Origin of the sequence: Neorhizobium sp. SOG26 (assembly GCF_003491345.1) — a bacterium.
GTDB classification, from domain to species: Bacteria; Pseudomonadota; Alphaproteobacteria; order Rhizobiales; family Rhizobiaceae; genus Neorhizobium; species Neorhizobium turbinariae.
The window spans coordinates 1,492,797-1,516,352 of the sequence record NZ_CP025512.1 but is presented as its reverse complement, the minus strand read 5'-3'; the positions used below and the strand labels follow the sequence as shown (position 1 = coordinate 1,516,352).

Below are 23,556 nucleotides of genomic sequence, written 5' to 3'. Positions count from 1 at the left end.
ATGTTGCGGAACGGCTGCGAATCGTCACGTTGGACCTTGTCGCGCCACCACAAGAACGTCGGTTCGACATAATCTGGAAAACTCCACGTCTCGAAATGGCCGCGTTTCCTGACTGGTCTATGTGTTTTGTCGCTGGCAGTGGTTCGGCGAACGAGGAATGATCTATGGCTCTATCCACTGCGACGCTCGCCGCCATCCGCTACGGTTATGGATTGCGCCCCGGTGAAGACTTTCCCGGTGATGCGGCAGGCGTGCTTGCGCAGGTCGCCGCAGGCGTGGCGGAGAAGCCGACCTTCCCGCGCGACGGCGTTGCGGGACGGCTGGAAAGGGCGACGCGGCTTCTTTCCGTGAAGGCCGCGGAGGCGAAGGCTGCCGAAGGCGGCAAGCCGAACGAGAGCATCCGCCAGGAGATGGACAAGGAGGCGCGTGAGATCTTCCGGCAGGACGCCATGGCGCGGCTTGGCCGGGCGGTGCATTCGCGCCTCGGCTTTTACGAGCGGCTGGTCAGCTTCTGGGCCAACCATTTCGCGGTGAGCGTCGCCGACTTTCTCCCGATGGGGATGATCGCGGGGCTTCACGAGGTGCAGGCCATCCGGCCCATGCTGGGTGGCAAGTTTTCAGCCCTGCTGCAGTCGGCGGTCCTGCATCCGGCGCTGCTGATCAGCGTGCAGGGCGATGGCACCACGGTGGCCGCGGAAGGCAGTGCACCGGCGCTCCGCAACGAGCGGCTGGCGCGGCAGTTGCTGGATGCCTATACGCTCGGCCCGGACGCTGGGCAGACGCCCGATGACCTGCAGGCCGCGGCCCGTGTGCTGGGCGGCGTGACGGTCGATTACCGGGCGCTGACGATCCTGTTCGAGCCTCGATTCAGCCCGCCGGGTCCGCATGTGGTGATGGGGAAGACCTATCGTGGCGAAGAGGGCGGCAACCAGGATCATGTGCTGTTCCTGGAGGACCTTGCCGTTCATCCCAAGACTGCAGCGCATATCTGTCGCAAGCTGGTGCGGCATTTCATTGCCGACGAGGCACCGGAAGAGCTGGTTTCCGCGATGACCGACGCCTGGGGGAAAAGCGAGGGTGACCTCATGCAGGTGTACCAGGCGATGCTGGAGCATCCGCGCGCCTGGGCAGAGCCAGGACGCAAGATCAAGGCGCCGTTCGAATTCGTTGCGTCCACCTTCAGGGCGATCGAACTTTCGGAACGCAGCCTGGCGGGCCTGCAGCGCGACATGGAGATCGAGGCGGACGGGCCGGTGGGCAAGGCGATCGAACTGGCGGCGGGCGTTCGAGTCGAGGATCGCAGGGCGCGTGCCGACCGGGCGGAGGCGCTGACGCTGGGCGCGTTGCAGCGGATGGGGCAGCCGATGTGGCATCCTCCGCGCCTCGAAGGCCATGGTGATGATGCGGGCGTCTGGATGACGCCGGACCAGATGCGCGAACGGATCTCCTGGGCGCGGATGGTAGCCGGGATTTTCGCGCAACGCATCGAGCCGAATGCGCTGGTGGTGGCGGCGCTAGGCGATGCGGTGCGGCCGGAAACGAAGAGGTTGGTGGAGCATGCGCCGAGCCGGCTGCAGGGCATCGGCATGGTGCTTGCATCGCCCGAGTTCAACAGGAGATAGATGATGACCCGCGACCGATCCTTCCTGTTGTCCCGCCGCAAGCTTCTGGCCGGGGCAGGCGCACTCGCCGCCTTGCCGATGATGGCGCCGATCAGTGTTGCCGCGGCGTCCGGTGAGGGCCGGTTCGTCACCATCATCCTGCGCGGTGCGATGGATGGGCTGGATCTCGTGCAGCCTTATGGCGACGCTGCCTTTGCAGCACTGCGGCCGTCGCTGGCGTTGAAGCCCGAGACCGGCCTGATCGATCTCGACGGGTTCTTCGGGCTTCATCCCGCCGCCGGCGACCTGATGCCGCTCTGGCAGGCGCGCGAGCTTGCCTTCGTGCATGCCGTCGCAACCCCGTATCGCGGCGCGCGCAACCACTTCGAAGGCCAGGATATCCTGGAGAACGGTGGCCACGAAGTTGGCGAGAAATCCGGATGGCTGAACCGGGCGCTCGCCGTGCTGCCGCGCTCTGGTTCACGGCAGGCAGTCAATGTCAGCGGTGCCTCCGAGTTGATCCTGAATGGGCCGAACGACGCACAGAGGCGCGGTGCGCATTATGGCCTGGCGCTGGCAGGCGACGAGGAACGGTTCTTCGAGGAGTTGTTCAGCGGCGACGAGGAGTTTGCCAAGGTCTGGTCCGCGGCAGCGACCACCGATGGCGGCGGACCACCGAGCCCGCCCGCAGGCGCGACACGTGCGACGCAAATCTCGGAGATCGGCCGGATGGCGGGCAGCCTGCTGCGCGAGAACTACCGGATCGCCAACTTCTCCATCGCGGGCTGGGATACGCATGTTGACCAGAAGACGCAATTCCCGAAGGCAGTCGGCGACCTGACGACGGCAATCATCTCGCTGAAGGAGGCTCTGGGCACGGAGGCCTGGGACAAGACGGTCGTGCTGGCGGTGACGGAGTTTGGCCGCACTGCGCGCGAAAACGACAAAGGCGGGACGGAGCATGGCACAGCGAGCGTGGCCTTGCTCGCGGGCGGCGCGGTGGCCGGCGGGCAGGTTCATGGCCAGTGGCCGGGCCTGACGCCCGACCAGTTGCTCGATGGCCAGGACCTGTCGCCGACAGGTGACCTGCGCGCGGTGGCCGCATCCTTGCTGCAGCAGCAGTTCGAGGTCTCGCCGGCCAACCTCACCACCAAGGTGTTTCCGGGCCTGACGCTCGACGGTGCGTCGAACTACTTGAAGGGGTAGGGCCTATTCTTCGGCCGGCACGGGGGTCGGCTGGCCCTCTTCATCGAGCGCCACCATTATGAAGGTCCCCGCCGTCACCTTCTCGAGGATGCGGTGGCGGGCACGATGCGCCCAGGCTTCCACCGAGAGCGTGATCGAGGAGCGGCCAACGCGGGTGATCTCGGTGTAAACGTTCAGCGTGTCGCCGATCTTAACCGGCAGCTCGAAGGCCATTTCCTTGACGGCGGCGGTAACGACGCGACCGCGGGCACGCTCGGCGGCGCGGATGCCGCTCGCCAGGTCCATCTGGGCCATGACCCAGCCGCCAAAGATATCACCCGCGGCATTGGCATCGGCCGGCATGGCCAGGGTTCTGAGCGTCAGTTCGCCCGTTGGCTTCGCAGTATCGGTCATTCGTCAAAGGTCCTTCAGCCAGTCCGTTTCCGATTCCTCCTCCAGCCACCTTAGACCTCGGGCGCAGGGGCGCAATGCGCCGGCGATTGAATCTCTACGCGCTTGATTAGCGGGCGCTTACTCGCGCATGCGGTGACGCCAAACGGTGCTTCACTACCTGGTAACCAACGTCAGTTACAAATTGACCGGTGTTAAGAATAAGGGGGGTACCATGCAACGTCTAACCATATCCTGGCGGCTCTACTGCCTTGTGATGCTGTCGCTCGTTATTTTGGGCGGCGCGATGATCTTCAGCCTTTTCCAGAGCTACTCTTCGTCGGAGCGCGAGCGCAAGGCTGGCCTCGCCCAGATGAATGATGCTGCTTTGACAGTTCTGAAGAAATACCATGACCTTGAGGTATCCGGCGCGATGACGCGCGACCAGGCCCAGACCGAGGCCAAGAACATCATTTCGGTGATGCGGTATGGCGACGGCACCGGCTATTTCTGGATCAACGACATGCTGCCGCGCATGGTGATGCATCCGATCAAGCCGGAGATGGACGGCAAGGATCTCCGCGGCGACAAGGATCCGAACGGCAAGTTCCTGTTCGTGGAATTCGTCAACGTCGTGAAGGCGAGCACGACCGCCAAGGGCTTCATGGACTACTACTGGCCGAAGCCGGGCGCCGACCAGCCGGTCGAGAAATATTCCCACGTTGCCGGCTTCGAGCCCTGGGGCTGGATCGTCGGCACGGGCGTCTACGTCGACGACCTGCACGCGATGTTCCGTTCGGATGCCATCCGGTTTGCCATGATCTTCGGCGTCTGCTCGCTGGTCATGGTTGGCGGCGCGACTTTCGTGGTTCGCTCGGTGACCGGCCCGATCGGCAGCATCCGCAAGGCGCTGCAGCGGATCGCCGACAACGAGATGGACGTGGCCGTGCCCTGCATGGGTCAGAAGAACGAACTGGGCGAGATGGCCCGCGCACTCGACGTTCTGAGGGAATCGGTTGCCGAACGCGCCGAGCTGCAGGCCCGCGAAGCGGAGCAGAGCAGGGCGCTTGCCGAGGAACGCTCCGGCAAGGAACGGGTGCTGTCGGCCAATGCCGAGCGCCATGCCCACGCCATGAACGAGCTTGGCCATGCGCTGGAGCAGCTCGCTGCCGGGGACCTCTCGGTCGTTCTCGACGACATCGGCCCGGAATATGCCAAGCTGCGTGACGACTTCAACGCGGCCGTCGGTTCGCTGCACCGCGCGATTTCCGACATCGCCGAGACGAGCTTCGTGGTTCGTGACAGCGCCTCCGACATCTCGGGTGCGACCGGCAATCTCTCCAAGCGCACCGAACAGCAGGCGGCGGCCCTGGAAGAAACCGCAGCGGCGCTCGACGAGATCACTGCCACGGTTCGCACGGCGTCCGAGCGGGCCAGCGAGGCTCGCGTGATGGTGAGCGAGACGAAGGAAAGTGCGGGTCGCTCCGGCGAGATCGTCCGCAATGCGATCGACGCCATGGGCCGCATCGAGGACAGCTCGAACCGCATCAACCAGATCATCTCGGTGATCGACGAGATCGCCTTCCAGACGAACCTGCTGGCGCTCAATGCCGGTGTCGAAGCCGCCCGTGCGGGTGAGGCAGGCCGCGGCTTTGCAGTCGTGGCGCAGGAAGTGCGCGAACTGGCTCAGCGTTCGGCGGGGGCCGCCAAGGAGATCAAGACGCTGATTTCCAACTCCGCCCGCGAGGTGGAAGGTGGCGTGGCGCTGGTTCGCTCCACCGGTGATGCGCTTGTCGAGATCGCGACGCTCGTTGACCGGGTCAACGCGCATGTCGACACGATTGCGACGGCCGCCCGCGAACAGGCGACCGGCCTGCAGGAAATCAACTCGTCCGTGAACCACATGGACCAGATGACCCAGCAGAACGCCGCGATGGTGGAAGAAACCACGGCTGCAAGCCAGACGTTGGCCGAGCAGAGCGTGCACCTGCGCAACCTGCTTGCCGCCTTCAAGCTCGACCATGGTCGTGCCCAGCAGGCGCAGGGCTGGCAGTCGCACGCGGCCTAAGCCACGAAGGGTACCCGACAAGAAGGCCCACCGGATGACGTCCGGTGGGCCTTTCGCTGTCCTGCCTCACACCAGCAATCCCATACCGGGCGCCGTCTCTTCGTCGCCTACGCGTCACCAAATGGCCTTGGTTGCTCAAGGCTTCGTTTACCCGATTCCTCTAATTTGAGGTTCTGTGTCATTTCGGCACCGGAAGAGTGGCAATCTGTATGGCGTATGCTTCCCTTTTTCGGCGGGCGATCAGCTCGTTGATGATATCAACAATGCTGGTGGCCTGTTCTTCCGGCGATCTCGTTCCGCCCGGGTCCATCGATACCGGCACGCAGGTTGGCGCCATCACGCCGGTGCGCAGCCTGCCGCGCGAGCCAGTCTCGCAGCAAGCCTACCCGTTGAACCAGGCGCCGGTGAGCCAGGCGAGCGCCGTCGACTACGGTTATTCCACCGGACCGTCTCCGCAAGGTGACATCCAGGCCGGCACTGGGGGGCAGTATCTCGGCGCGCCCGACCAGAACCAGCCGTACAAGGGCCAAGGGCAGGTGCTGGGCGCGCCGCCGTCCAATCTCGGCACACTCTCGATGAGTGGTTCAACGATCCAGGCGAGCCGCCTGCCGATGATCGACAGCGAGGAGGCGATGCAACAGCAGGCGTCGCTCGGCCCGCAAAGAACGACGCGGGCGGCCGCACCCGTCGGGCCTATGAGCATCCCGGACGAGGGCGTCAATATCGACGCTGAGCTCGGCTTCGGTCCCGATGAAAGCGAAGTGACGGGCCTCGCCGAAGAGCAGGACAGCGACATCGCCGAAGGCGTGGGCGACCAGCCAGTGGTGGATGGCATTGGTACGGACAATCCGGTGGCCTTGCAGCCGCGCCGGCAGGCGATCGCCCAGGATATCGGCAGCGATTATGTCAACGTACCGCCGAAGCGGACGGGCGCGGGTTTGAAACGTGAACCCTCCACGGCCGGTTCGATGACCTGGGGTGACGGATCGCGGGTGAGGGCGCCAAATCATGCGCCAGCGGGAACGCAGCAGGTCGCCATGCTTCGCCCCAACAACCCGACGAGAAGCGATGCGCCGATGAGCCAGCGCGAACAGTCGTGGCCGCGGGAAGTGATGCCGCAATCCGAGGTGAGTTGCCGGGCCGAGCTGCGTCGTCTCGGCGTTGCGTTTGAGGACCGGCCGCGGATTAGCCAGGGCGGAAGCTGCGGCATTGCGCATCCAGTCAAGCTGTCGGGCCTCTCGGGCAATATCGACGTGAAGCCGGCCGTGACGCTCAACTGCCAGGTGACACTGGCTTTTGCGAAGTGGGTGAAGAACGAACTCGCGCCATCGGCGCGCATGCGTTACCTCACCGGCGTCAAGAAGATCGTGCCGATGGGCGGCTATTCCTGCCGTCGGATGAACAACAGCCGCCAGCGCAACAACTCGATGTCGGAACACGCCAAGGGCAATGCGATCGACATCGGCCAGATCGTGCTGAAGAACGGCCATGAAATCGACGTGCGCAAGAAGGGGCTCTTCTCGCTGCGCGAAGGCGGATTGCTGAAATCGGTGCGCAGCGACAGCTGCAAGTATTTCAACACCGTGCTTGGCCCGGGCAGCAACGCCGAACACTGGAACCACTTCCACTTCGACCTGCGATCGCGGAAGTCAGGCAAGCGCCACTGCAGCCTCTGACGAGCGGCTGCGTCGGCGGCTGTCGCTGTCCCAGGCTGTGGAGATCAATGCTTCGTAAACCACGTTGGGCAACGGAACTGGAACCATAAGCGGCGGCGCAGCAACTATGCCTGTGCTGCAGTCCGTCCCCCCGACGTACCCCGCCTGCAGCGGGAGACCCGGTACACGACCTGACCCATGCCCCGCGTTCCGGGTCTCCACTGCCTTTCACCTCCGGCGCAGCCACGTCCCATGTTGGTGCAGCCGCTTGTGTGCCGCCGCATATTCGTGATCAAAGCCCAGTGACGGCGTCGGAGCGGGAGTGATTCCGGAGCCTGCGGGAGCACGCATCCGACATGGAATTTCTCACCGAACTTCTGCCCTTCATCCTGGCGCTGGTCGCCGCGGGGGCCGTGGCGGGGATCCTCGCCGGCATGTTCGGCATCGGCGGCGGCGCGATACTCGTACCTATCTTCTTCCACGTCTTTGGACTGCTTGGCATTCCGGAAGATGTCCGAATGCAGCTGGCGCTGGGCAGCTCCCTTGCCATCATCGTTCCCACATCGGTGCGTTCCTTCATGGCGCATCGGCAGCGTGGCGCGGTCGACATGGCGCTGTTGCGCAGCTGGACGATCGCCGTGCCGCTCGGTACGCTGGTTGCTGCCGCCGTTGCGGCCAAGGCTTCCAGCGCGGAACTGCGGGTGATCTTCGCAATCATCGCGCTGGTGCTGGCCTTCCGGATGATCTTCAACCGGGCCAGCTGGCGGCTGGGCGATGACCTGCCGGGCAACCCGATCCGCTTTCTCGTCGGTGCTGGCATCGGGGTGCTGTCCGGCCTGATGGGGATTGGGGGCGGCGTGCTCAACAACACCTTCATGACCCTGTACGGGCGCACCATTCACCAAGGCGTCGCCACCTCATCCGGGGTTGGCGTGCTGATCTCGCTGCCGGGGCTTGCGGGCTATATCCTTGGCGGCTGGGGAACGCCTGGCCTGCCGCCGTTCTCCACCGGTTACGTCAACTGGATTGCGGTGCTGCTGCTGATACCGATCACGCTTTATCTCGCGCCGGTCGGTGCGAGGATTGCACATGCGATGTCCAAACGGCAGCTCGAAGCTGGCTTCGGGATCTTCCTGACGTTGATCTCCATCCAGTTCTTCCTGACGATTGTCCTCTGAAATCGTCCGCTATGTTCTCCCAACAAGGATGGTCAGGCGAGAAACGCCGCCTATATTGCCGGCTTCCTTTGCAAAATCATTTCAGAAGATGCATCCTGCATGGCTCCGATCGTTTCCGTCCAAAACCTCACCAAGACCTATGGCAACGGGTTCCAGGCGCTGAAGGGCGTCGATCTGGAGATCCGCGAGGGTGAGATCCTCGCGCTTCTCGGCCCGAACGGTGCCGGCAAGACCACGCTGATCTCCATCATCTGCGGGATCGTCAACCCGAGCGCTGGACAGGTGCTGGTCAGCGGTCATGACGTGGTGCGCGACTTTCGCCAGACACGATCGCTCATTGGCCTGGTGCCGCAGGAACTGACGACCGACATGTTCGAGACCGTGTGGAACACGGTGAGCTTCTCCCGCGGCGTTTACGGCAAGAAGCCGAACCCCCAGGTGATCGAGCAGGTTCTGCGGGATCTTTCGCTATGGTCCAAGAAGGACAACATGCTGCGTGAGCTTTCCGGCGGCATGAAGCGCCGTGTGCTGATCGCCAAGGCGCTGGCCCACGAGCCGAAGATCCTGTTTCTGGACGAACCGACCGCGGGTGTTGACGTCAACCTTCGCCGCGAGATGTGGCAGGTGGTGGAAAAGCTGCGCGCCAACGGCGTCACCATCATCCTCACCACGCACTACATCGAGGAGGCGGAGGAGATCGCCGACCGGGTGGGCGTGATCAACGGCGGCAAGCTGCTGCTGATCGAGGAAAAGAACGCGCTGATGCGCAAGCTCGGCCGCAAGCAGCTGCGCCTGGAACTGGCCGAACCCCTGGCGACGCTGCCGGCGAGCCTCGCCGCCTATGACCTTGCGCTGAGCGACGACGGCAGTGCGCTGGTTCACGAATACCAGGGTGATGAGGGCCAAGGATCCATCGCCTCGCTGCTTGCCATGCTCGCGGCCGAAGACATCCATTTCAAGGATCTTTCCACCCGGCAAAGCTCGCTCGAGGACATCTTCGTGGCGCTGGTGGCCCAGCAGGCGGGAGAACAGGCATGAACACGGAAGCGATCAAGTCGATCTACTCGTTCGAGATGGCCCGCATGCGCCGCACGCTGCTGCAGAGCGTGATTTCGCCAGTCATCACCACCTCGCTTTATTTCATCGTGTTCGGCACGGCGATCGGCTCGCGCATCGAGAGCGTCGAGGGTGTCTCCTATGGCTCCTTCATCACGCCCGGGCTGATCATGCTGACGCTGCTGACGCAGTGCATCTCCAACGGCTCGATCGGCATCTATTTCCCGAAATTCACCGGCACGATCTACGAGATCCTGTCCGCACCAATCGCCATGACCGAGATCCTGATCGGTTACGTGGGAGCGGCCGCCAGCAAGGGGCTGATCATCGGCTTCATCATCCTTCTTACCGCATCCTTCTTTGTCGATATCTCGATCGCGCATCCGTTCATGATGCTGGTGTTCATGGTGCTGACGGCGATCAGCTTCAGCCTGTTCGGCTTCATCATCGGGATCTGGGCGAAAAATTTCGAGCAGCTCAACATCGTGCCGATGCTGGTGGTGCCGCCGCTGACCTTCCTTGGCGGCAGCTTCTATTCGATCGACATGCTGCCGCCCTTCTGGCAGGCGGTAAGCCACCTCAATCCGGTACTCTACCTCGTCAGCGGGTTCCGCTGGAGCTTCTACGAGATTGCCGACGTCAATCCGATCGTGAGCCTGGGCATGGTGTGCCTGTTCCTCGTCGCCTGCCTGTCGCTGATCGGCTGGATGTTCAAGACAGGCTACCGGCTGCGAAGCTGATCCTGGCTCAGGCTGCGATGCCGGCGCGGGCGTTGGTGACGCTCAGCTTGCGCTCGGCGCGCTCCTGCTGCGGCGAGCGGTTATAGACCTCGCGGTAACACTTGGAGAAATGCGAAGCCGAGACGAAGCCGCAGGCAACCGCGACTTCAACCACCGGCATGGACGACTGCACCAGCAGGTGGCGGGCGCGATCAAGCCGGATCTCGAGGTAATACCGGGCGGGCGAGCGGCCCATTTCCTGGCGGAACAGGCGCTCGATCTGGCGGCGCGAAAGGCCGGCATCATCGGCGATCTCCACCAGCGACAGCGGCTCCGACAGGTTGTTCTCCATCACCTCGATGATCGACAGGACCTTGGCGTTCTGGACGCCGAGACGGGCGCGCAGCGGCAGGCGCTGCCGGTCATGCGGGTTGCGCACGCGGTCCGTCAGCTGCTGCTCGCAGACCTTGTTGACGAGGTTGTCGCCGAAATCCTGGCCGATGAGGTTCAGCATCATGTCGAGCGAGGCGGTGCCACCGGCGCAGGTGTAAAGGTTGGAGTCGACCTCGTAGAGGTCGGCATACACTTCCGCCTGCGGGAAGGCTTCGGCAAAACCCGGAAGGTTCTCCCAATGGATTGCGCAGCGCTTGCCGTTGAGGAGGCCGGCCTGGGCCAGCACATGGGCGCCGGTGCAAAGGCTGCCGACAGCGATGCCGCGGTTGTAGGTTTCGCGCAGCCAGGCATTGACGGACTTGTTCTGGAATTCCTCGACATAAACGCCGGAGCAGACCAGCACCATGTTCGGCCGGTTTTCGCCAGACAGGTAGCGCCGCTCGTCGGCAAGCGAGGAGTCTGCTTCGAGCCAGATGCCGCTCGAGGACTGCACCTTCTCACCATCCGCCGAACACAGGCGCCAGGTATAAGCGGAGTAGCCCAGCATGCGGTTGGCGATGCGCAAGGTTTCGATGGCGGCGGAGAAGGGAAGCAAGGTGAAATTGGGGACGAGGAAGAAAACGATCGAGCGTTTCTTGCTCTGGCTCTTGCCGATGAAATCCATTGTGTCTTCCCCTTCGGCGCGCCCTGTTATTGTGTGGCCTGCTTCTGCTTTAAAAGCGACACTGACACGAAATCTGGAAGCCGGAAAGGGGTTTTGGCGACCGGCCATGAACATTTTTGCGACATTGCTGCGTCGCTTCTGCGCTGTTGCTTCAGCGCCAGGGTTTGGTCCTGAAGGAAGCGGGTCCGCACATGTTAAAACGGGCGGACCCGGAGTTGAAATGCGGCATCGTTTACTTGCCGTCCCGTGTAAAGCTGGTGGGCCAGCCGATGTCCTTGCGGATTTCAGGATCGAGCGACTCGATCATCTTCTGGGTTTGCCGGCGCCGCCAGTTTTCCCGGCCCTTGAGAGCGAGCTGATACGGATACCGCAGCACGGTGCCTAGGCCTGCGGAGGAGAGGGACGACCTTCCAAGGTCGTTGAAGCTGGTCAAAGCCATTGTTTCTAGTCCTTCTTCATCTTGATCTTTGGGAGGATGGATCTCTACATTCCATCAATCAATCGAATGCCGCAGATGTCATTGATGATTTTCCGTGATGGTGGAAATCGGTGCTGCCTTCGACGATGCTCAAGATGCGCCTCGATTGACTTTCAATCAAACGAAATGATATGGTGTTAAAGTTCAAGAAAATTGACAGGAGGCGTCATGACCGTTCCGTTCCGCCAGCCGCTGCCGCTGCTCGACAACGACGTCCTGCGTACCTTCGTGGCGATCGCCGAGACCGGTAACTTCTCCACGGCGGCCGAAGCCGTGCTACGTACGCCGTCGGCCGTTTCCATGCAGATCAAGAAACTCGAGGAGCAGTTGCGCACGACGCTGTTCCTGCGCGACGCGCGTTCGGTGACGCTCACCCAGCACGGCGAGATGTTGCTGTCCTACGCGCGCCGGATGTTGGCGCTCTCCAATGAGGCCGTGTCGCGCTTCGTGATGCCGGAGCTTTCCGGCGTCGTGCGGCTTGGTGCGCCGGACGACATTGCCGAGCGGCTGCTTCCGAAGGTGCTCAAGGATTTTGGCGAGCGGTTTCCGGGCATCATGGTCGACGTGACCGTCGACATGAGCCTGGCTCTGAGGAAGCGCATCGAGGAGCAGCGGCTGGACCTGACGCTCTTCAACTGCGCGACGCGGCCATTCCCGACGAGCGGCGAGATCATCCATACGGAAAAGCTCGTGTGGGCGGGTGTCAAATGCGGTACGGCACATCTGCGCGATCCGCTGCCGATCTCGGTCTGGGAGGACGGCTGCGTCTGGCGCCAGGATGCAATCACGCAACTCGAGAAGCACAAGCGCAACTACCGCATCGCGTATGCAAGCGCGCATACGATGGCGCAGCGTGCGGCGGTTCTGTCGGATCTGGCGATCGCACCGTTCCCGCTGTCCTATGTCACGAGCGACATGCAGATCCTCGGGCCGAAGGAGGGCCTGCCGGAACTGATGACCTTCGACATCCGGCTGCTGACGAGCCCGCAGCTTTCCGTGCCCGCCAAGGCCGTGGCGCAGAGTATCCGCGAAGCCTTCGGTTCGATGTCGGCGGCTGCGGCTTAAACTTCCGGAACAGCACCGCCGCTTTCGCGCGAGCGACGGCGGCGTCTTGCTCCGCCGTCGGCTGTCGCATCGGCCGACTGCTTCCGCTCCGGCAGCGTTACGACGCGTGACAGTTGCGGGAAATGGTCGACCTTGTTCGGCAACGCCATGGCGGCAACGAAGTGTTCCTGAAATTTCGGCTCAAGCGCGGTCTCGATCTTCTCGATCCGGCGCACGGTGTCTTCGATCTCGCGCCGGTAGTCGCGGTTGAGCAGGCACATGCGCGCACCCGTGCCGGCAGCGTTGCCGACCGCCTTCACCTTCTCGAGGTCGCAGTCAGGGATCAGACCGAGCACCATCGCATATTTCGGATCGATGAAGGTGCCGAAGGCGCCGGCAAGCCCGATGCGGTCGACATGATCGACGCCCTGCTTGTCCATCAGCAGCTTGACCCCGGCATAAAGCGCGGCCTTGGCAAGTTGGATCGCCCGGATGTCGTTCTGGGTGACGGTGATGCGCGGCTCGCCGTCGTGCAGCAGGTAAGAGAAGGTGCGGCCGTTCTGCAGGATGCGAGGGCTGCGGGCGGCAAGCGCGCCGTCGATGACGCCGTCTTCGGATATGATGCCGGCGAGGAACATTTCCGCCACGACCTCGATGATCGCGGAGCCACAGATGCCGGTAATGCCGGTTGCCGTGGAAGCCTCGGCGAAGCCCGGCTCGTCCGACCATTGCTCGGCGCCGATGATACGAAAGCGCGGTTCGAGCGACACGGGATCGATGCGCACGCGTTCGATGGCGCCGGGTGCTGCACGTTGCCCGGCGGAGATCTCCGCGCCTTCAAAGGCGGGACCGGTGGGCGAGGACGCTGCGACGACACGAGCGGCGTTGCCGAGCACGATTTCGGCATTGGTACCGATATCGACCAGCAGCATCATCTCGTCCTGTCGATGCGGCCCTTCCGAAAGGGCCGCGGCGGCGGCATCCGCGCCGACATGGCCGGCGATGCAGGGCAGGACGTAAGTCCGCGTGCCTTCGTTCATGAGCAAGCCGATGTCGGAAGACTTCAGCTCGACTGCTCCGGATACGGCGAGCGCAAAGGGCGCACCGCCGAGTTCCGTCGGATCAATGCCGAGGAACAGGTGATGCATGATCGGGTTGCCGACAAAGACGCTATCGAGGATGTCGGTGCGCGACACGCCCCCTTGCTCGCAGACCTTGTCGATCAGGCTGTTGAGCGCGTCCCTGACCGCGGCCGTCATCGCCTCGCGACCATCCGGGTTCATCATCACATAGGACACGCGGCTCATCAGGTCTTCGCCGAAGCGGATCTGCGGGTTTGAGGTGCCGGCAGACGCCACCGTGCGCCCGGACAGGAGCGAGGACAGATGCATGGCAATCGTCGTCGAGCCGATGTCGCAGGCAATGCCATAAGCCTCGTTCTTCAGGCCCGGATAGAGCGCGATGACCCGCGCACTGTCGGCGGCGCGGTCGTGGTGAACCGCCGCGGTGACCTTCCACTCGCCCTGGCGCAGGATCTTCTGCACCTTGGGCAAGAGGTGAACGTCGATGTCCAGACGTTCAAACTGCCAGTCTCGCTTCAGGGCCTCCAGCAGGCGATCGAGGTCACCGAGCGGCTTGTGCATGTCGGGTTCCTCGACCTCGACATAACACATGCGCACCGCCGGGTTGCGTTCGAAAACCCGCTCGTCGGCCGCCTTGCGCACCACCTGGGCATTCACCACCGTGTCCTGCGGCACATCGATGACGAGGTCGCCGAGGATCTGGGTAGAGCAGGACAGGCGACGCCCCTCCGGCAGGCCTCTTACGCGATCGTAACGCTCTTCCTTTGGGCCGAACGGCGAAAGATGGTCCTGCGCGGAACTTATGCCGTGCTTGGCGAAATGCCCTTCCTGGACGGAGACCTGGCATCGGCCGCAGGTGGCCCGCCCGCCGCAGACACTCTCCACGTAGACCCCAAGCTGGCGGGCGGCATCGAGCACGGAAGTGCCCACCGGGAACCGACCCCGCTTCCCGGAGGGCATGAAAAGGACGAGGGGATGCGAGGGCGTGTCATTCATTTCATTTCTGCCTGCGGCTCCGGGAGCCGAGTTCTTATTCCATGCGAGCGGCCGCGCCGGCACGGGCTGCTCGACCACCACGACGACCGGCCGAGGCTGCCGGAGCGGCCATTGTCGCGGCAACTCCGGCTTCGGCGGGCTTGTAGTCACGATAGGTCATGATCCAGTTCGAGCAGTTCTGGTCCGTGCCATTCAAGACATTGGCGGCGCGCACCGCTTCCATTTCCTGCGGGCGGCAGGGGTTCATGATGGCGCTCGTCATGCCGGCGCCGATGACCATGGGGATGAAGCCTGCATTGATGCCGTGGCGGTGGGGCAGGCCGAAGGAAATGTTGGAAAGGCCGCAGGTCGTGTTGACCTTCAGTTCCTCGCGCAAGCGCCGAAGCAGGGCGAAGACGTGGAGCCCGGCGGAGCCAAGCGCACCAATCGGCATCACCAGCGGGTCAACCACGATGTCATGGCTCTTGATGCCATGATCGGCAGCCCGTTCGACGATCTTCCTGGCGACAGCGAAACGCACGTCGGGATCCATGGAAATGCCGGTTTCGTCGTTGGAGATCGCCACGACCGGCACGTCGTACTTTTTGCAGAGTGGCAGGATCGCTTCGAGCTTTTCTTCCTCGCCAGTGACAGAATTGACGAGCGGGCGTCCCTTGGCGACCTTCAGCGCGGCCTCGATGGCGGCCGTGACGGAGGAATCGATCGACAGCGGCACGTCCACGAGGTTCTGGACGATTTCGAGCGTGCGCACGAGCAGCGGTGGCTCGGTTTCGTTCGGATTGACAGCGGTGACGCCTGCATTGACATCGAGCATGGTGGCGCCGGCCGCAACCTGCTCAAGCGCATCCTTGATGACGGTGTCGAAGTTACCCTCGATCATCTCGGCGGCAAGCTTCTTGCGGCCGGTGGGATTGATGCGTTCCCCGATGACGCAGAAGGGCTGGTCGAAGCCGATGACAACTTCGCGGGTGGCGGATGCGACGATCGTGCGGGTCATCCCTGGTCTATAGCTCCTGATCCCTGTGCCGTATCGGCGGGTGCCAATCTCATTGCGTCTGCTGCAATTCGCGACCGCCGGCCTTCACCAGCGCGACGAGGCGTTGCTTGTCGTATGCTTGTTCGAGTTCGGCGGCCGCCTTGTCGGCTTCGGCCTCGAGATCGTCCGAGACCGGCACCGGATCGGCCTTGCGCCATTCGGCAAGATAATCATCGGTCTCGGCTGCGCCGGTTCGCATGGCGCACATGTCGATCGCTTCCGTGAACCGGAGCGACAGCTCGCGCTTTGCGGTCTTGCGACCCTGCTTGATGATCACCTGAGCCGGGATGTCGCGCCAGTAGACGATGATGCGATCTGCCATGAACTCCTCCGTTCAGTCCGAGCATGCACCGGAGGAGGACGCCACACTGCGCTTGCCACGACGTAGCAGGCGCGAAAAGCGACGTGGAGGGACGTCGCTACCAGATCCGCCTGGTCAAGCCGTGATAGGCCCAAGTCCAGACCGGTGGCGGATAGCGCAGATGCGACGGGCCGCTCGGCTGGTAAGGCTTCAGCGTACCGTTCAGCGCATCCTCGATCGCCTGGATGCTGATGTCGACGGCGGCTGCCGTCATCAGGAGCGGGTAGGTCGCAAGGCTATCGGAGGGAGAAGGCTTGATGCGCTTCTCGTACAGGGAGCCGCCCGTATCGATGCCCTTGTCGACCAGATGTACGGTGGCACCGAAGTTCTCTTCATCGCCCGCGACACGCGCCCAATAGCCGCCCATCTGGCCGCGATACATGGGGTTGATCCCGGCATGGAAGTTGATGACCGGGCAGGGCATGGCGGCAAGTGTTCGGGCCGAGAGGATGCGGCAGGAAATGGTGAAGATGGCCTTCGGCTGCAGGGCTGTCACCGCTGCGTGACAGGTGGGGTCATTGAGCGAGGCAACGCGAGTGACGGGCACGGACGGGTCTTTTTCGGCAGAGCGGCCGTAGTCACGAAGGATCTCGGCCGAGCGCCTAGCGGCGACACTCTTGCCCAACCGCGACGCGACCATGGTTGCGAGCTGGCCGAGCGCGGTGATCCATCCGAAGCGACGGGCACGCCGCTTCAAGAGCATGCCCTTGGTCTCCGGCTGTTCCTCGATGACGTGCAGGTTGGGGAAGCGCTCGCTCAGTGCATTGATCATCACCTGCGGGTTCATTCCACCAGTAGTCATCACAACGACCAGGGGATCCTGCTCCCGCATGTGCCACTCCTTGTTCCTGGGCGACACTTTTGCGGCGAGTGAGAGAAAAAACCGTTAAACGGAGTGCAGGGCGTGGCGCAAATCGCCGTAGCCGGTGAAGCGGTACTCATATTCCAGCCCGAGGAAATCGGCTGCTTCGCGGGCCTTGCGCTGCAGGGCCTCGTCCTCTTCCTGGGAGAGGTAGACGAGCTTGCGGTAATTGCCGAAATACATCTCCTTCAGCTGCGGATGCCGGTCGAGCCCGAGCGGCTCGACCACGAAGGCCTCGAACTGGCGGGCAAGGAAGTCCGTCAGGAAGAAGGAAAAGACGTCGTCGTCCCGCTCGGCAAAGCGCTCGTTGCCGGTGAAGAAGGAATAACAATGCGGGCCAGCAATGCGCTCGACGCCTTCGCGCTGGCAGAGCTCATCGATGCCGCCGCCGGTGCCGCAATCGGCATAGGCGAGGAAGATCCGCGAAAAGCCGGCATCACGGGCTTCACGGATCGCCTGCTCCAGTCCGGGCACGATTTTTTGCGGGTAGGCGTGCCAGATGCCGGGCAGGCAGTTGAGGTGGATGTGGTCGAGATTGTTCTGGCGACAGACGGCCAGCACTTCGCGTGCAATCGCGCCGCAAGCGATCACGTGAACTTTTTCAGAAGTTGAACGTTCCTTAGCCGGAGAAGCGGCTTCCTCAGGAAGCAGGATTTCCGGACCCATATGATCCACATCCATCGGAGTATTCCATCATGACGGCCAAGACAGTCACGGTAATCGCCGCACTTTTCGCGACGATGGTTTCTCTCTCTTCCTGCGGCAATACGATCCGCGGCGTAGGCCAGGATACGGCAAATGCCGTTGATGCAACGCAGGATGCCGGCCGCCGGGTCGATCGCGCAGCACGCTAAGCCTCAATCAACTGCAGCCGCGGCCGGTCCTGTGTTCAGACGCCGGCCGCTAGGCTGTTGTGCTTGCGGCGAATATAGTCCTTGGCCGTTTCCACGGCGACCGCGGCATCACGGCAATAGGCATCCGCGCCGACAGCCTTGCCGAACTCCTCGTTCAGCGGTGCGCCGCCGACCAGGACGATATAGTCGTCGCGCATGCCCTTTTCCTTCAACGTGTCGATCACGACCTTCATGTAGGGCATGGTGGTCGTCAGCAGTGCCGACATGCCGATAATATCCGGCTTCTCGCGCTCGATCGCCTCAAGGTAGTTTTCGACGGGGTTGTTGATACCGAGGTCGACGACGTCAAAGCCCGCGCCTTCCATCATCATGCCGACGAGGTTCTTGCCGATGTCGTGGATGTCGCCCTTGACGGTGCCGATCACCATCTTGCCGAGCTTCGGAGCGCCGGTCTCGACCAGGAGCGGGCGCAGGATGTTCATGCCCGCCTTCATCGCATTGGCTGACAGCAGCACTTCCGGCACGAAGAGGATGCCGTCGCGGAAGTCGATGCCGACGATGCGCATGCCTTCGACCAGCGCCTGGGTCAGGACGTCGTAAGGCGTCCAGCCGCGCTCGAGGAGGATGTTGGTCGCTTCCTCGATCTCCTCCTTCAATCCGTCGTAAAGGTCGTCGTGCATTTGCTGCACGAGTTCCTCGTCGGAAAGCTCCGAAAGGATGATTTCGTCGTCGGACATGGACTGCTTCCCTTGGGGTTCGAGTGCCAATGACGAGGGAAAGGCAAATCAGACGCTCCTCCGTCTGCCTTTATCTTTAGCCGCAAAATGTCCGTTGATTTCTTTCAACTGCGACAACGCGACGTCGGAAAAACGACGGCGAGGGTGCGCCGATGTCTGTGTTGCGCAAAACCGTGGCGCAGACTGGCAGGGTTCGCCTTGCAGTTCGCCCTAGCATGGCACATCAAGACAAAGGACGCGGGACGGCGCGAGGCGAGGACGAGACATGGACGAGATCACCCAGAACACGGAAACGGCGGCAGGCGGGAGCGGTCGGCGAGGCCGGGGCGAGAGAGGGGCAGCCGGGCGGCGTGCAGCGCGTTCGGGAAGCGGTCCGGGCCAGTCGCTGCCGTTCATCACCCGCAAGATCGGCGTCTACGAAGTGCTTGACGAGGAAGGGCTGCAGCTCATCGAGCGCAATGCCGACACGATCCTCGAGGAGATCGGCATCGAGTTCCGTGACGACGAGGAGGCGCTGGACCTGTGGGCCAAGGCAGGTGCGGATGTACGCGGCAGCCGCGTTCACTTTCCGAAGGGGCTCTGCCGCGAACTCCTGAAGACAGCGCCGAAGGAATTTACCTGGCACGCCCGCAACCCGGAGCGCAGCGTCCATATCGGTGGCAATGCGACGGTGTTTGCGCCCGTCTACGGTCCTCCCTTCGTGCGCGACCTCGACGGCAACCGTCGTTATGCGACGATCGAGGATTTCCGCAATTTCGTGAAGCTGTCCTACCTTGCGCCGTCGATGCATTCGTCGGGCGGTACGGTGTGCGAGCCGGTCGATATCCCGGTCAACAAGCGCCACCTCGACATGGTCTACAGCCACATCAAATATTCCGACAAACCGTTCATGGGGTCGGTGACGGCTCCGGAGCGCGCCGAGGACACGATTGCCATGGCGAAGCTCGTGTTCGGCGACGAGTTCGTTGAAAACAACTGCGTGACGCTGAACCTCATCAACGCCAATTCGCCGATGGTGTTCGACGGCACGATGCTCGGCGCGCTGAAGGTCTACGCCCGCCACAACCAGGCAAGCGTCGTTTCACCGTTCATCCTGTCGGGTGCAATGAGCCCCGTGACGGTGGCCGGCACGCTGACGCAGATCCTGGCGGAAGTTCTCGCGGGTGCTGCAACAACGCAGCTGATCCGCAAGGGCGCGCCGGTGCTGTTCGGGACTTTCGCAGCCTCGATCTCCATGCAGTCGGGTGCCCCGACCTTCGGGACGCCGGAGCCGTCGCTCGTGTCTTATGGCGCCGCGCAGCTGGCACGGCGGCTCGGCCTGCCGTTCCGTACCGGCGGTTCGCTCTGCGGCTCGAAAGTTCCCGATGCCCAGGCGGCGCATGAATCGGCGAACACGCTCAACATGACACTCCTGGCCGGCACGAACTTCGTCCTGCATGCGGCCGGCTGGCTGGAGGGCGGCCTGGTGTCGTCCTACGAGAAGTTCATGATCGACCAGGACCAGCTCGGCATGATGCAGAAGATGGCTGAGGGCGTGGATCTTTCGGAAGAAGGCCAGGCGCTCTCCGCCATTCGTGAAGTGGGACCGGGCAGCCACTACCTCGGCTGCTCGCACACCCAGGCGCATTTCCAGACGGCATTTTACCGCTCGCCGCTTGCCGACAACAATTCCTTCGAGCAATGGGAGATCGAAGGGCAGAAGCGTGTCGAGGAACGCGCCAATGCGCTTTGCCGCGCCTGGCTGGACTCCTACGAGGCGCCGCCGCTCGACCCGGCTGTGGACGAGGCGTTGCTGGCCTTCATCAAGGACCGCAAGGATTCAATGCCGGACGCTTTCACCTGAAGAGAGCCCGATGCCGCCAGGGAGCAAGGCGGCGCGAGGCTGGTCGCCGACTTCATCCAAGAGGGGGTCTGGCGTCCGCACTACCGGTACAAGGGGCCGCGATGAGCGGCACGCCAAATGTTGAAAGAGCTATCAGACGCACTCGCCCCGCATGGCATTCACTTGCGGGGCGTCGTCAATTTTGCGGCGGGCGAGGGGCCGGTGTTGGCCGACGGCGCATCCGCGCGGTCGGTGGTGTTGCTAGGGAACGTGGGCGGGTCCATCTGGACGAGCTTTGACGCGTGGCGCGAAAACTATGATGGGCTACATCCGCTGGATCAATGGTCGAAGGCAATCATCCAGCCCATCGCAGAGCAGATGGGGGCGGAAGCCTTCTTTCCGTCCGATCCGCCGTGGCAGCCGTTCCAGCAATGGGCGATGAAGGCGGAAGCGATGCAGGCCTCGCCGCTCGGGATCCTCATTCATCCAGTCTACGGCCTCTGGCACGGATATCGCGGCGCGCTGGCATTTCGCCATCCGACCGAGACCGTTCCGGAAACGTCACCACATCCCTGTGCATCCTGCTCGACGAAACCCTGCACCACCTCGTGCCCGGTCGGTGCCGTGCGAGCCGACGGATTCGACGTTGCCAGCTGCCGCGCCTATCTGAGGACCGAAGCCGCTCGCTCGACATGCCTCGCATCAGGCTGCGTCGCCCGCAATGCGTGCCCGGTCGGCGCAGAATATCGCTATCCGCCCGCACAACTGCGATTTCACATGGATGGGCTGTGTTCTTAAATCTTCGCCTTAGGATAGGCGCGCTCCAGTCCGCCGGAGCGGGTCAGCCCATCCTTGAACGCCTGATAGGCCGGATGCTGGCTTTAGCGGGCGGCTTCCATCAGCCGGATCTGCAGCCGGGCCGGGGCATTTTCACCGATCCACTCGCCGGATTTGCCGAGCTTCAACGAGTTGAGGAACTTCGCCTCGGACGCCTGGTCGAGGAAGAGGTGCAGGCCTTCCAGCAGCATCTCGTCAGATGCGGGGTCGTCCATCAGCAGCTTCAGCCAGTTCTGGTTTTCGAGCGAAAACCCGGCCAGACTTTCTGCAACGGTTTCCCTGCTGCCGATTGGAGATATGTTTGCCATGACACCTGCCTCGACTTGTTCAGCCGCGGCGCCGGCGTCTTTCCCTGCCGGCGTCGCCGCCTGATTCACTGGCCGTCTTATTGCGCAGCGGGCCGATCTTGTCGACAATCTCCTCGATCGTTGGCCGTGGTCGCGGTGTATAATCGTCGAGCGCCTTGCGCATGGCCGCCAGATGTTCGCAGGACGTGCCGCAGCAGCCGCCGATGATCCGGGCGCCGGCATCGCGGGCGAGGCGGGCATATTCCGCCATCAGCGGCGGCGTGCCGGAATAATGGATCTCGGCGCCGCGGTATTCGGGAATGCCGCAATTGCCTTTGACGATGGTGATGGCATCCGGCTCGGCGGCCGTCATGTCGAGGAGGCTTGAAAGAATGTCGGACGCGCCAACGCCGCAGTTCGCGCCAACGGCGACAGGTCCGTCACCCACGTCTTTTGCGACGGCGTGGATGTCCTTCGGGTGGAGGCCCATCATCGTCTTGCCCGCCGTGTCAAAGGAGCCCGTATAGGTATAGGGCAGGCCGACCTTGGCGGCCGCTTCCGCCGCGGCGCGGATCTCATCGGCCGAAGACATGGTTTCGATCCATGCGACGTCAACGCCGCCAGCCTTCAGCCCTTCCATCTGTTCAGCAAAGGCGGCAACCGCATCCTCATAGGAAAGTGCACCGAGCGGGATGAGCAATTCACCGGTCGGGCCGACCGAGCCCGCGACGATGACCTTGCGGCCAGCGGCATCAGCCACATTTCGTGCAATTTCGGCGGCGCGTTTGTTGAGGTCGTGAACCCGGTCGTCAGCCTTGTGCAGCTTCAGCCTGTGGCGTGTTCCACCGAAGGAGTTGGTGAGGATGATATCAGCACCGGCATCCACGAAATCCTGATGCAGCTTGGTGATCTTGGCAGGTTCGGTCTCGTTCCACAGCTCGGGCGCTTCGCCCGCTTCGAGGCCCATGGCGAAGAGGTTGGTGCCGGTCGCGCCATCGGCGAGGAGGACGCCTTTTTCGGAAAGAAGATCTGAGAGGGGATTGGGCTGCGGCGTCATAGGATCTCCTTTGTCGCGAAAGACATAAAGGTTCCTTTATATGTTGACAAGCTGCAGCATCGGCCTGCCTGCGACACCGGGCTCTCCGGGACCGTCGAAACGTTGGATGCGAGTCCCGGGTGCTGGCTTAGCGGGTGCCTGCCGCCTTTAGCTGCAGCAGCACATAGACGCGCAGGGCCGATGACAGATTGCTGCTGGCCTGCCGCTGGTCGTCGACCTCCGCGATGAGGTTCGCAAGGCTGACGCCACGCTCGGCGGCGATCGCCTTCAGTTCAGTCCAGAACTCGTCTTCGAGCGAGAAGCTGGTGCGATGCCCATGCAACGTCGCGGAATGTTTGCGGATCACGGAGCTCTCCGGGAGGGGCGGAACAATTGCCGCTATTCATACCGGGAACATTGGAGCGTCAAGCCAAGCGCTCGGCCAGAAGTTAACCAAGCATTTACGTGTGGCTTCACGCTGTTTCAGTTGTCGCTTTTTGGAGCGTCCAAGCGACCTTGGTCGAGTGTTTTCGACGCTTTTTCGTTGAGCGCCCTGGTCAGCGTCTTCTCGGCCTTGCTGCGTCCGAAGGAAAGACGGTTCTGCTCCGCCGCCTTTTCTTTTTGCGCCCTCAGCTTTCCCTTGCGGGCCTGGCGAAGATTGACGATCTCGGCACTCATCGCTCAGCCGCTACTGCTTCTTGCGGAACGAATCGAGCGAAACGACGGAGGCAGGCTTCTTTTCCTCGTCGCCCTTGGGCGCTTCGTCTGCTTCGGCGGGCTTCGCGACCGGCTCAACCGGGATCGCTGTGATCTCTGCGGAAGCCTGCTCGTCTTCCTCGGCGAGCGGAACTTCGAACTCGAGTTCGAAATTGACCGACGGGTCGTAGAAGCCGCGGATCGCGTTGAACGGGATCACGAGGCGTTCCGGCGTGTCGGAGAAGGAAAGGCCGACTTCGAACTGCGTTTCGGTGACCTTCAGGTCCCAGAACTGGTGCTGGATGACGATTGTCATCTGCTCGGCATACTTTGCCTTCAGGTGCTGCGAGATGCGAACACCCGGTGCCCCGGTCAGGAAGGTGATGAAGAAATGGTGGTCACCCGGCAGCCGGCCGGTCGCCGCTACTTCCGACAGAACCTTGCGAATGACGCCACGAAGAGCGTCCTGTGCCAGAATGTCGTAACGGATATGATCCTGCCCCATAAGGTCCTGTCTTT

The 23,556-nt window shown here is 62.9% G+C and carries 24 protein-coding genes and 1 pseudogene; 11 read left to right on the top strand and 14 right to left on the bottom strand.

Annotation, left to right across the window (positions count from 1 at the left end):
- The first annotated feature begins 164 nt into the window (after positions 1-164).
- Both CYG48_RS07620 and CYG48_RS07615 read left to right on the top strand, forming a co-directional pair.
- The gene (locus CYG48_RS07620) at positions 165-1,622 is read left to right on the top strand and encodes a DUF1800 domain-containing protein (protein ID WP_118849825.1); all 1,458 of its coding nucleotides are present in this window, start codon (positions 165-167) and stop codon (positions 1,620-1,622) included.
- A gap of 3 nt (positions 1,623-1,625) precedes the next feature.
- Positions 1,626-2,807 carry a DUF1501 domain-containing protein gene (locus tag CYG48_RS07615; protein WP_118851543.1) on the top strand — a complete coding sequence of 394 codons (1,182 nt, stop codon included), beginning with the start codon at positions 1,626-1,628 and terminating at the stop codon, positions 2,805-2,807.
- 3 nt (positions 2,808-2,810) lie between these two features.
- On the opposite strand, the gene CYG48_RS07610 is transcribed toward CYG48_RS07615, so the two are convergent.
- Positions 2,811-3,200 carry an acyl-CoA thioesterase gene (locus tag CYG48_RS07610; RefSeq protein WP_118849823.1) on the bottom strand — a complete coding sequence of 130 codons (390 nt, stop codon included), beginning with the start codon at positions 3,198-3,200 and terminating at the stop codon, positions 2,811-2,813.
- 211 nt (positions 3,201-3,411) lie between these two features.
- Here CYG48_RS07610 and CYG48_RS07605 point away from each other — a divergent pair, with 211 nt between their 5' ends.
- From CYG48_RS07605 to CYG48_RS07585, 5 genes are all read left to right on the top strand, one after another.
- Positions 3,412-5,244 (top strand): methyl-accepting chemotaxis protein, encoded by a 1,833-nt coding sequence (locus tag CYG48_RS07605; RefSeq protein WP_118849821.1) that lies wholly within the window; start codon positions 3,412-3,414, stop codon positions 5,242-5,244.
- A gap of 263 nt (positions 5,245-5,507) precedes the next feature.
- Positions 5,508-6,920, top strand: a complete 1,413-nt coding sequence (locus CYG48_RS07600) for an extensin-like domain-containing protein (protein WP_445304325.1) — start codon at positions 5,508-5,510, stop codon at positions 6,918-6,920.
- 335 nt (positions 6,921-7,255) lie between these two features.
- Positions 7,256-8,077 carry a sulfite exporter TauE/SafE family protein gene (locus tag CYG48_RS07595; protein WP_118849817.1) on the top strand — a complete coding sequence of 274 codons (822 nt, stop codon included), beginning with the start codon at positions 7,256-7,258 and terminating at the stop codon, positions 8,075-8,077.
- A 99-nt stretch (positions 8,078-8,176) separates the two neighbouring features.
- Positions 8,177-9,115 carry an ABC transporter ATP-binding protein gene (locus tag CYG48_RS07590; RefSeq protein ID WP_118849815.1) on the top strand — a complete coding sequence of 313 codons (939 nt, stop codon included), beginning with the start codon at positions 8,177-8,179 and terminating at the stop codon, positions 9,113-9,115.
- Positions 9,112-9,873, top strand: a complete 762-nt coding sequence (locus CYG48_RS07585; RefSeq protein ID WP_118849813.1) for an ABC transporter permease — start codon at positions 9,112-9,114, stop codon at positions 9,871-9,873. Before CYG48_RS07590 ends, CYG48_RS07585 begins: the two co-directional genes overlap by 4 nt.
- Before the next feature lie 7 nt (positions 9,874-9,880).
- Here the strand turns inward: CYG48_RS07585 and CYG48_RS07580 are convergent, their stop codons facing one another.
- Both CYG48_RS07580 and CYG48_RS07575 read right to left on the bottom strand, forming a co-directional pair.
- Complete coding sequence (locus tag CYG48_RS07580; RefSeq protein ID WP_118849811.1) at positions 9,881-10,909, bottom strand: GlxA family transcriptional regulator; 1,029 nt, start codon at positions 10,907-10,909, stop codon at positions 9,881-9,883.
- 232 nt (positions 10,910-11,141) lie between these two features.
- Entirely contained in the window at positions 11,142-11,348 is a 207-nt protein-coding gene (locus tag CYG48_RS07575; protein WP_118849810.1) for a hypothetical protein, read from the bottom strand.
- Between the two features lie 207 nt (positions 11,349-11,555).
- On the opposite strand from CYG48_RS07575, the gene CYG48_RS07570 reads away from it, so the two are divergent.
- Positions 11,556-12,452 carry a LysR family transcriptional regulator gene (locus CYG48_RS07570; RefSeq protein ID WP_118849809.1) on the top strand — a complete coding sequence of 299 codons (897 nt, stop codon included), beginning with the start codon at positions 11,556-11,558 and terminating at the stop codon, positions 12,450-12,452.
- Here CYG48_RS07570 and CYG48_RS07565 read toward each other — a convergent pair.
- The 5 genes from CYG48_RS07565 to CYG48_RS07545 all read right to left on the bottom strand — a co-directional run bounded on the left by CYG48_RS07565 (position 12,449) and on the right by CYG48_RS07545 (position 17,449).
- On the bottom strand, positions 12,449-14,509 hold the full coding sequence (locus CYG48_RS07565; protein ID WP_118849807.1) for an ASKHA domain-containing protein: 2,061 nt from the start codon (positions 14,507-14,509) through the stop codon (positions 12,449-12,451). The two genes, CYG48_RS07570 and CYG48_RS07565, sit on opposite strands and share 4 nt — an antisense overlap.
- Before the next feature lie 34 nt (positions 14,510-14,543).
- On the bottom strand, positions 14,544-15,506 hold the full coding sequence (locus tag CYG48_RS07560) for a methyltetrahydrofolate cobalamin methyltransferase (RefSeq protein WP_118849806.1): 963 nt from the start codon (positions 15,504-15,506) through the stop codon (positions 14,544-14,546).
- Positions 15,507-15,555: 49 nt separating this feature from the next.
- Complete coding sequence (locus CYG48_RS07555) at positions 15,556-15,867, bottom strand: virulence factor (protein ID WP_118849805.1); 312 nt, start codon at positions 15,865-15,867, stop codon at positions 15,556-15,558.
- A gap of 97 nt (positions 15,868-15,964) precedes the next feature.
- On the bottom strand, positions 15,965-16,738 hold the full coding sequence (locus CYG48_RS07550; RefSeq protein ID WP_118849803.1) for a formyl transferase: 774 nt from the start codon (positions 16,736-16,738) through the stop codon (positions 15,965-15,967).
- A gap of 54 nt (positions 16,739-16,792) precedes the next feature.
- Positions 16,793-17,449 (bottom strand): DUF1638 domain-containing protein, encoded by a 657-nt coding sequence (locus tag CYG48_RS07545; protein WP_245450443.1) that lies wholly within the window; start codon positions 17,447-17,449, stop codon positions 16,793-16,795.
- A gap of 59 nt (positions 17,450-17,508) precedes the next feature.
- On the opposite strand from CYG48_RS07545, the gene CYG48_RS07540 reads away from it, so the two are divergent.
- Entirely contained in the window at positions 17,509-17,622 is a 114-nt protein-coding gene (locus CYG48_RS07540) for an entericidin (RefSeq protein ID WP_445304330.1), read from the top strand.
- Between the two features lie 35 nt (positions 17,623-17,657).
- Here CYG48_RS07540 and CYG48_RS07535 read toward each other — a convergent pair whose 3' ends face one another.
- Positions 17,658-18,359: a corrinoid protein gene (locus CYG48_RS07535; protein ID WP_118849801.1), complete on the bottom strand. Its 702-nt coding sequence runs from the start codon at positions 18,357-18,359 to the stop codon at positions 17,658-17,660.
- A gap of 265 nt (positions 18,360-18,624) precedes the next feature.
- Here CYG48_RS07535 and CYG48_RS07530 point away from each other — a divergent pair, with 265 nt between their 5' ends.
- Both CYG48_RS07530 and CYG48_RS07525 read left to right on the top strand, forming a co-directional pair.
- A complete protein-coding gene (locus CYG48_RS07530) occupies positions 18,625-20,202 on the top strand; it encodes a trimethylamine methyltransferase family protein (protein WP_118849800.1) in 1,578 nt (525 codons plus the stop codon).
- A gap of 117 nt (positions 20,203-20,319) precedes the next feature.
- On the top strand, positions 20,320-20,979 hold the full coding sequence (locus tag CYG48_RS07525; protein WP_118849799.1) for a 4Fe-4S dicluster domain-containing protein: 660 nt from the start codon (positions 20,320-20,322) through the stop codon (positions 20,977-20,979).
- Here the strand turns inward: CYG48_RS07525 and CYG48_RS07520 are convergent.
- The 5 genes and pseudogenes from CYG48_RS07520 to CYG48_RS07500 all read right to left on the bottom strand — a co-directional run bounded on the left by CYG48_RS07520 (position 20,976) and on the right by CYG48_RS07500 (position 23,542).
- A pseudogene (locus tag CYG48_RS07520) lies at positions 20,976-21,326 on the bottom strand (hypothetical protein). The gene CYG48_RS07525 and the pseudogene CYG48_RS07520 overlap by 4 nt on opposite strands.
- 19 nt (positions 21,327-21,345) lie before the next feature.
- The gene (gene bmt, locus CYG48_RS07515; RefSeq protein WP_118849798.1) at positions 21,346-22,362 is read right to left on the bottom strand and encodes a betaine--homocysteine S-methyltransferase; all 1,017 of its coding nucleotides are present in this window, start codon (positions 22,360-22,362) and stop codon (positions 21,346-21,348) included.
- A 127-nt stretch (positions 22,363-22,489) separates the two neighbouring features.
- Entirely contained in the window at positions 22,490-22,708 is a 219-nt protein-coding gene (locus CYG48_RS07510; protein ID WP_118849797.1) for a ribbon-helix-helix domain-containing protein, read from the bottom strand.
- Positions 22,709-22,824: 116 nt separating this feature from the next.
- Positions 22,825-23,019 (bottom strand): DUF4169 family protein, encoded by a 195-nt coding sequence (locus tag CYG48_RS07505; RefSeq protein WP_118849796.1) that lies wholly within the window; start codon positions 23,017-23,019, stop codon positions 22,825-22,827.
- Between the two features lie 10 nt (positions 23,020-23,029).
- Complete coding sequence (locus CYG48_RS07500) at positions 23,030-23,542, bottom strand: SspB family protein (protein ID WP_118849795.1); 513 nt, start codon at positions 23,540-23,542, stop codon at positions 23,030-23,032.
- Positions 23,543-23,556: the final 14 nt, after the last annotated feature.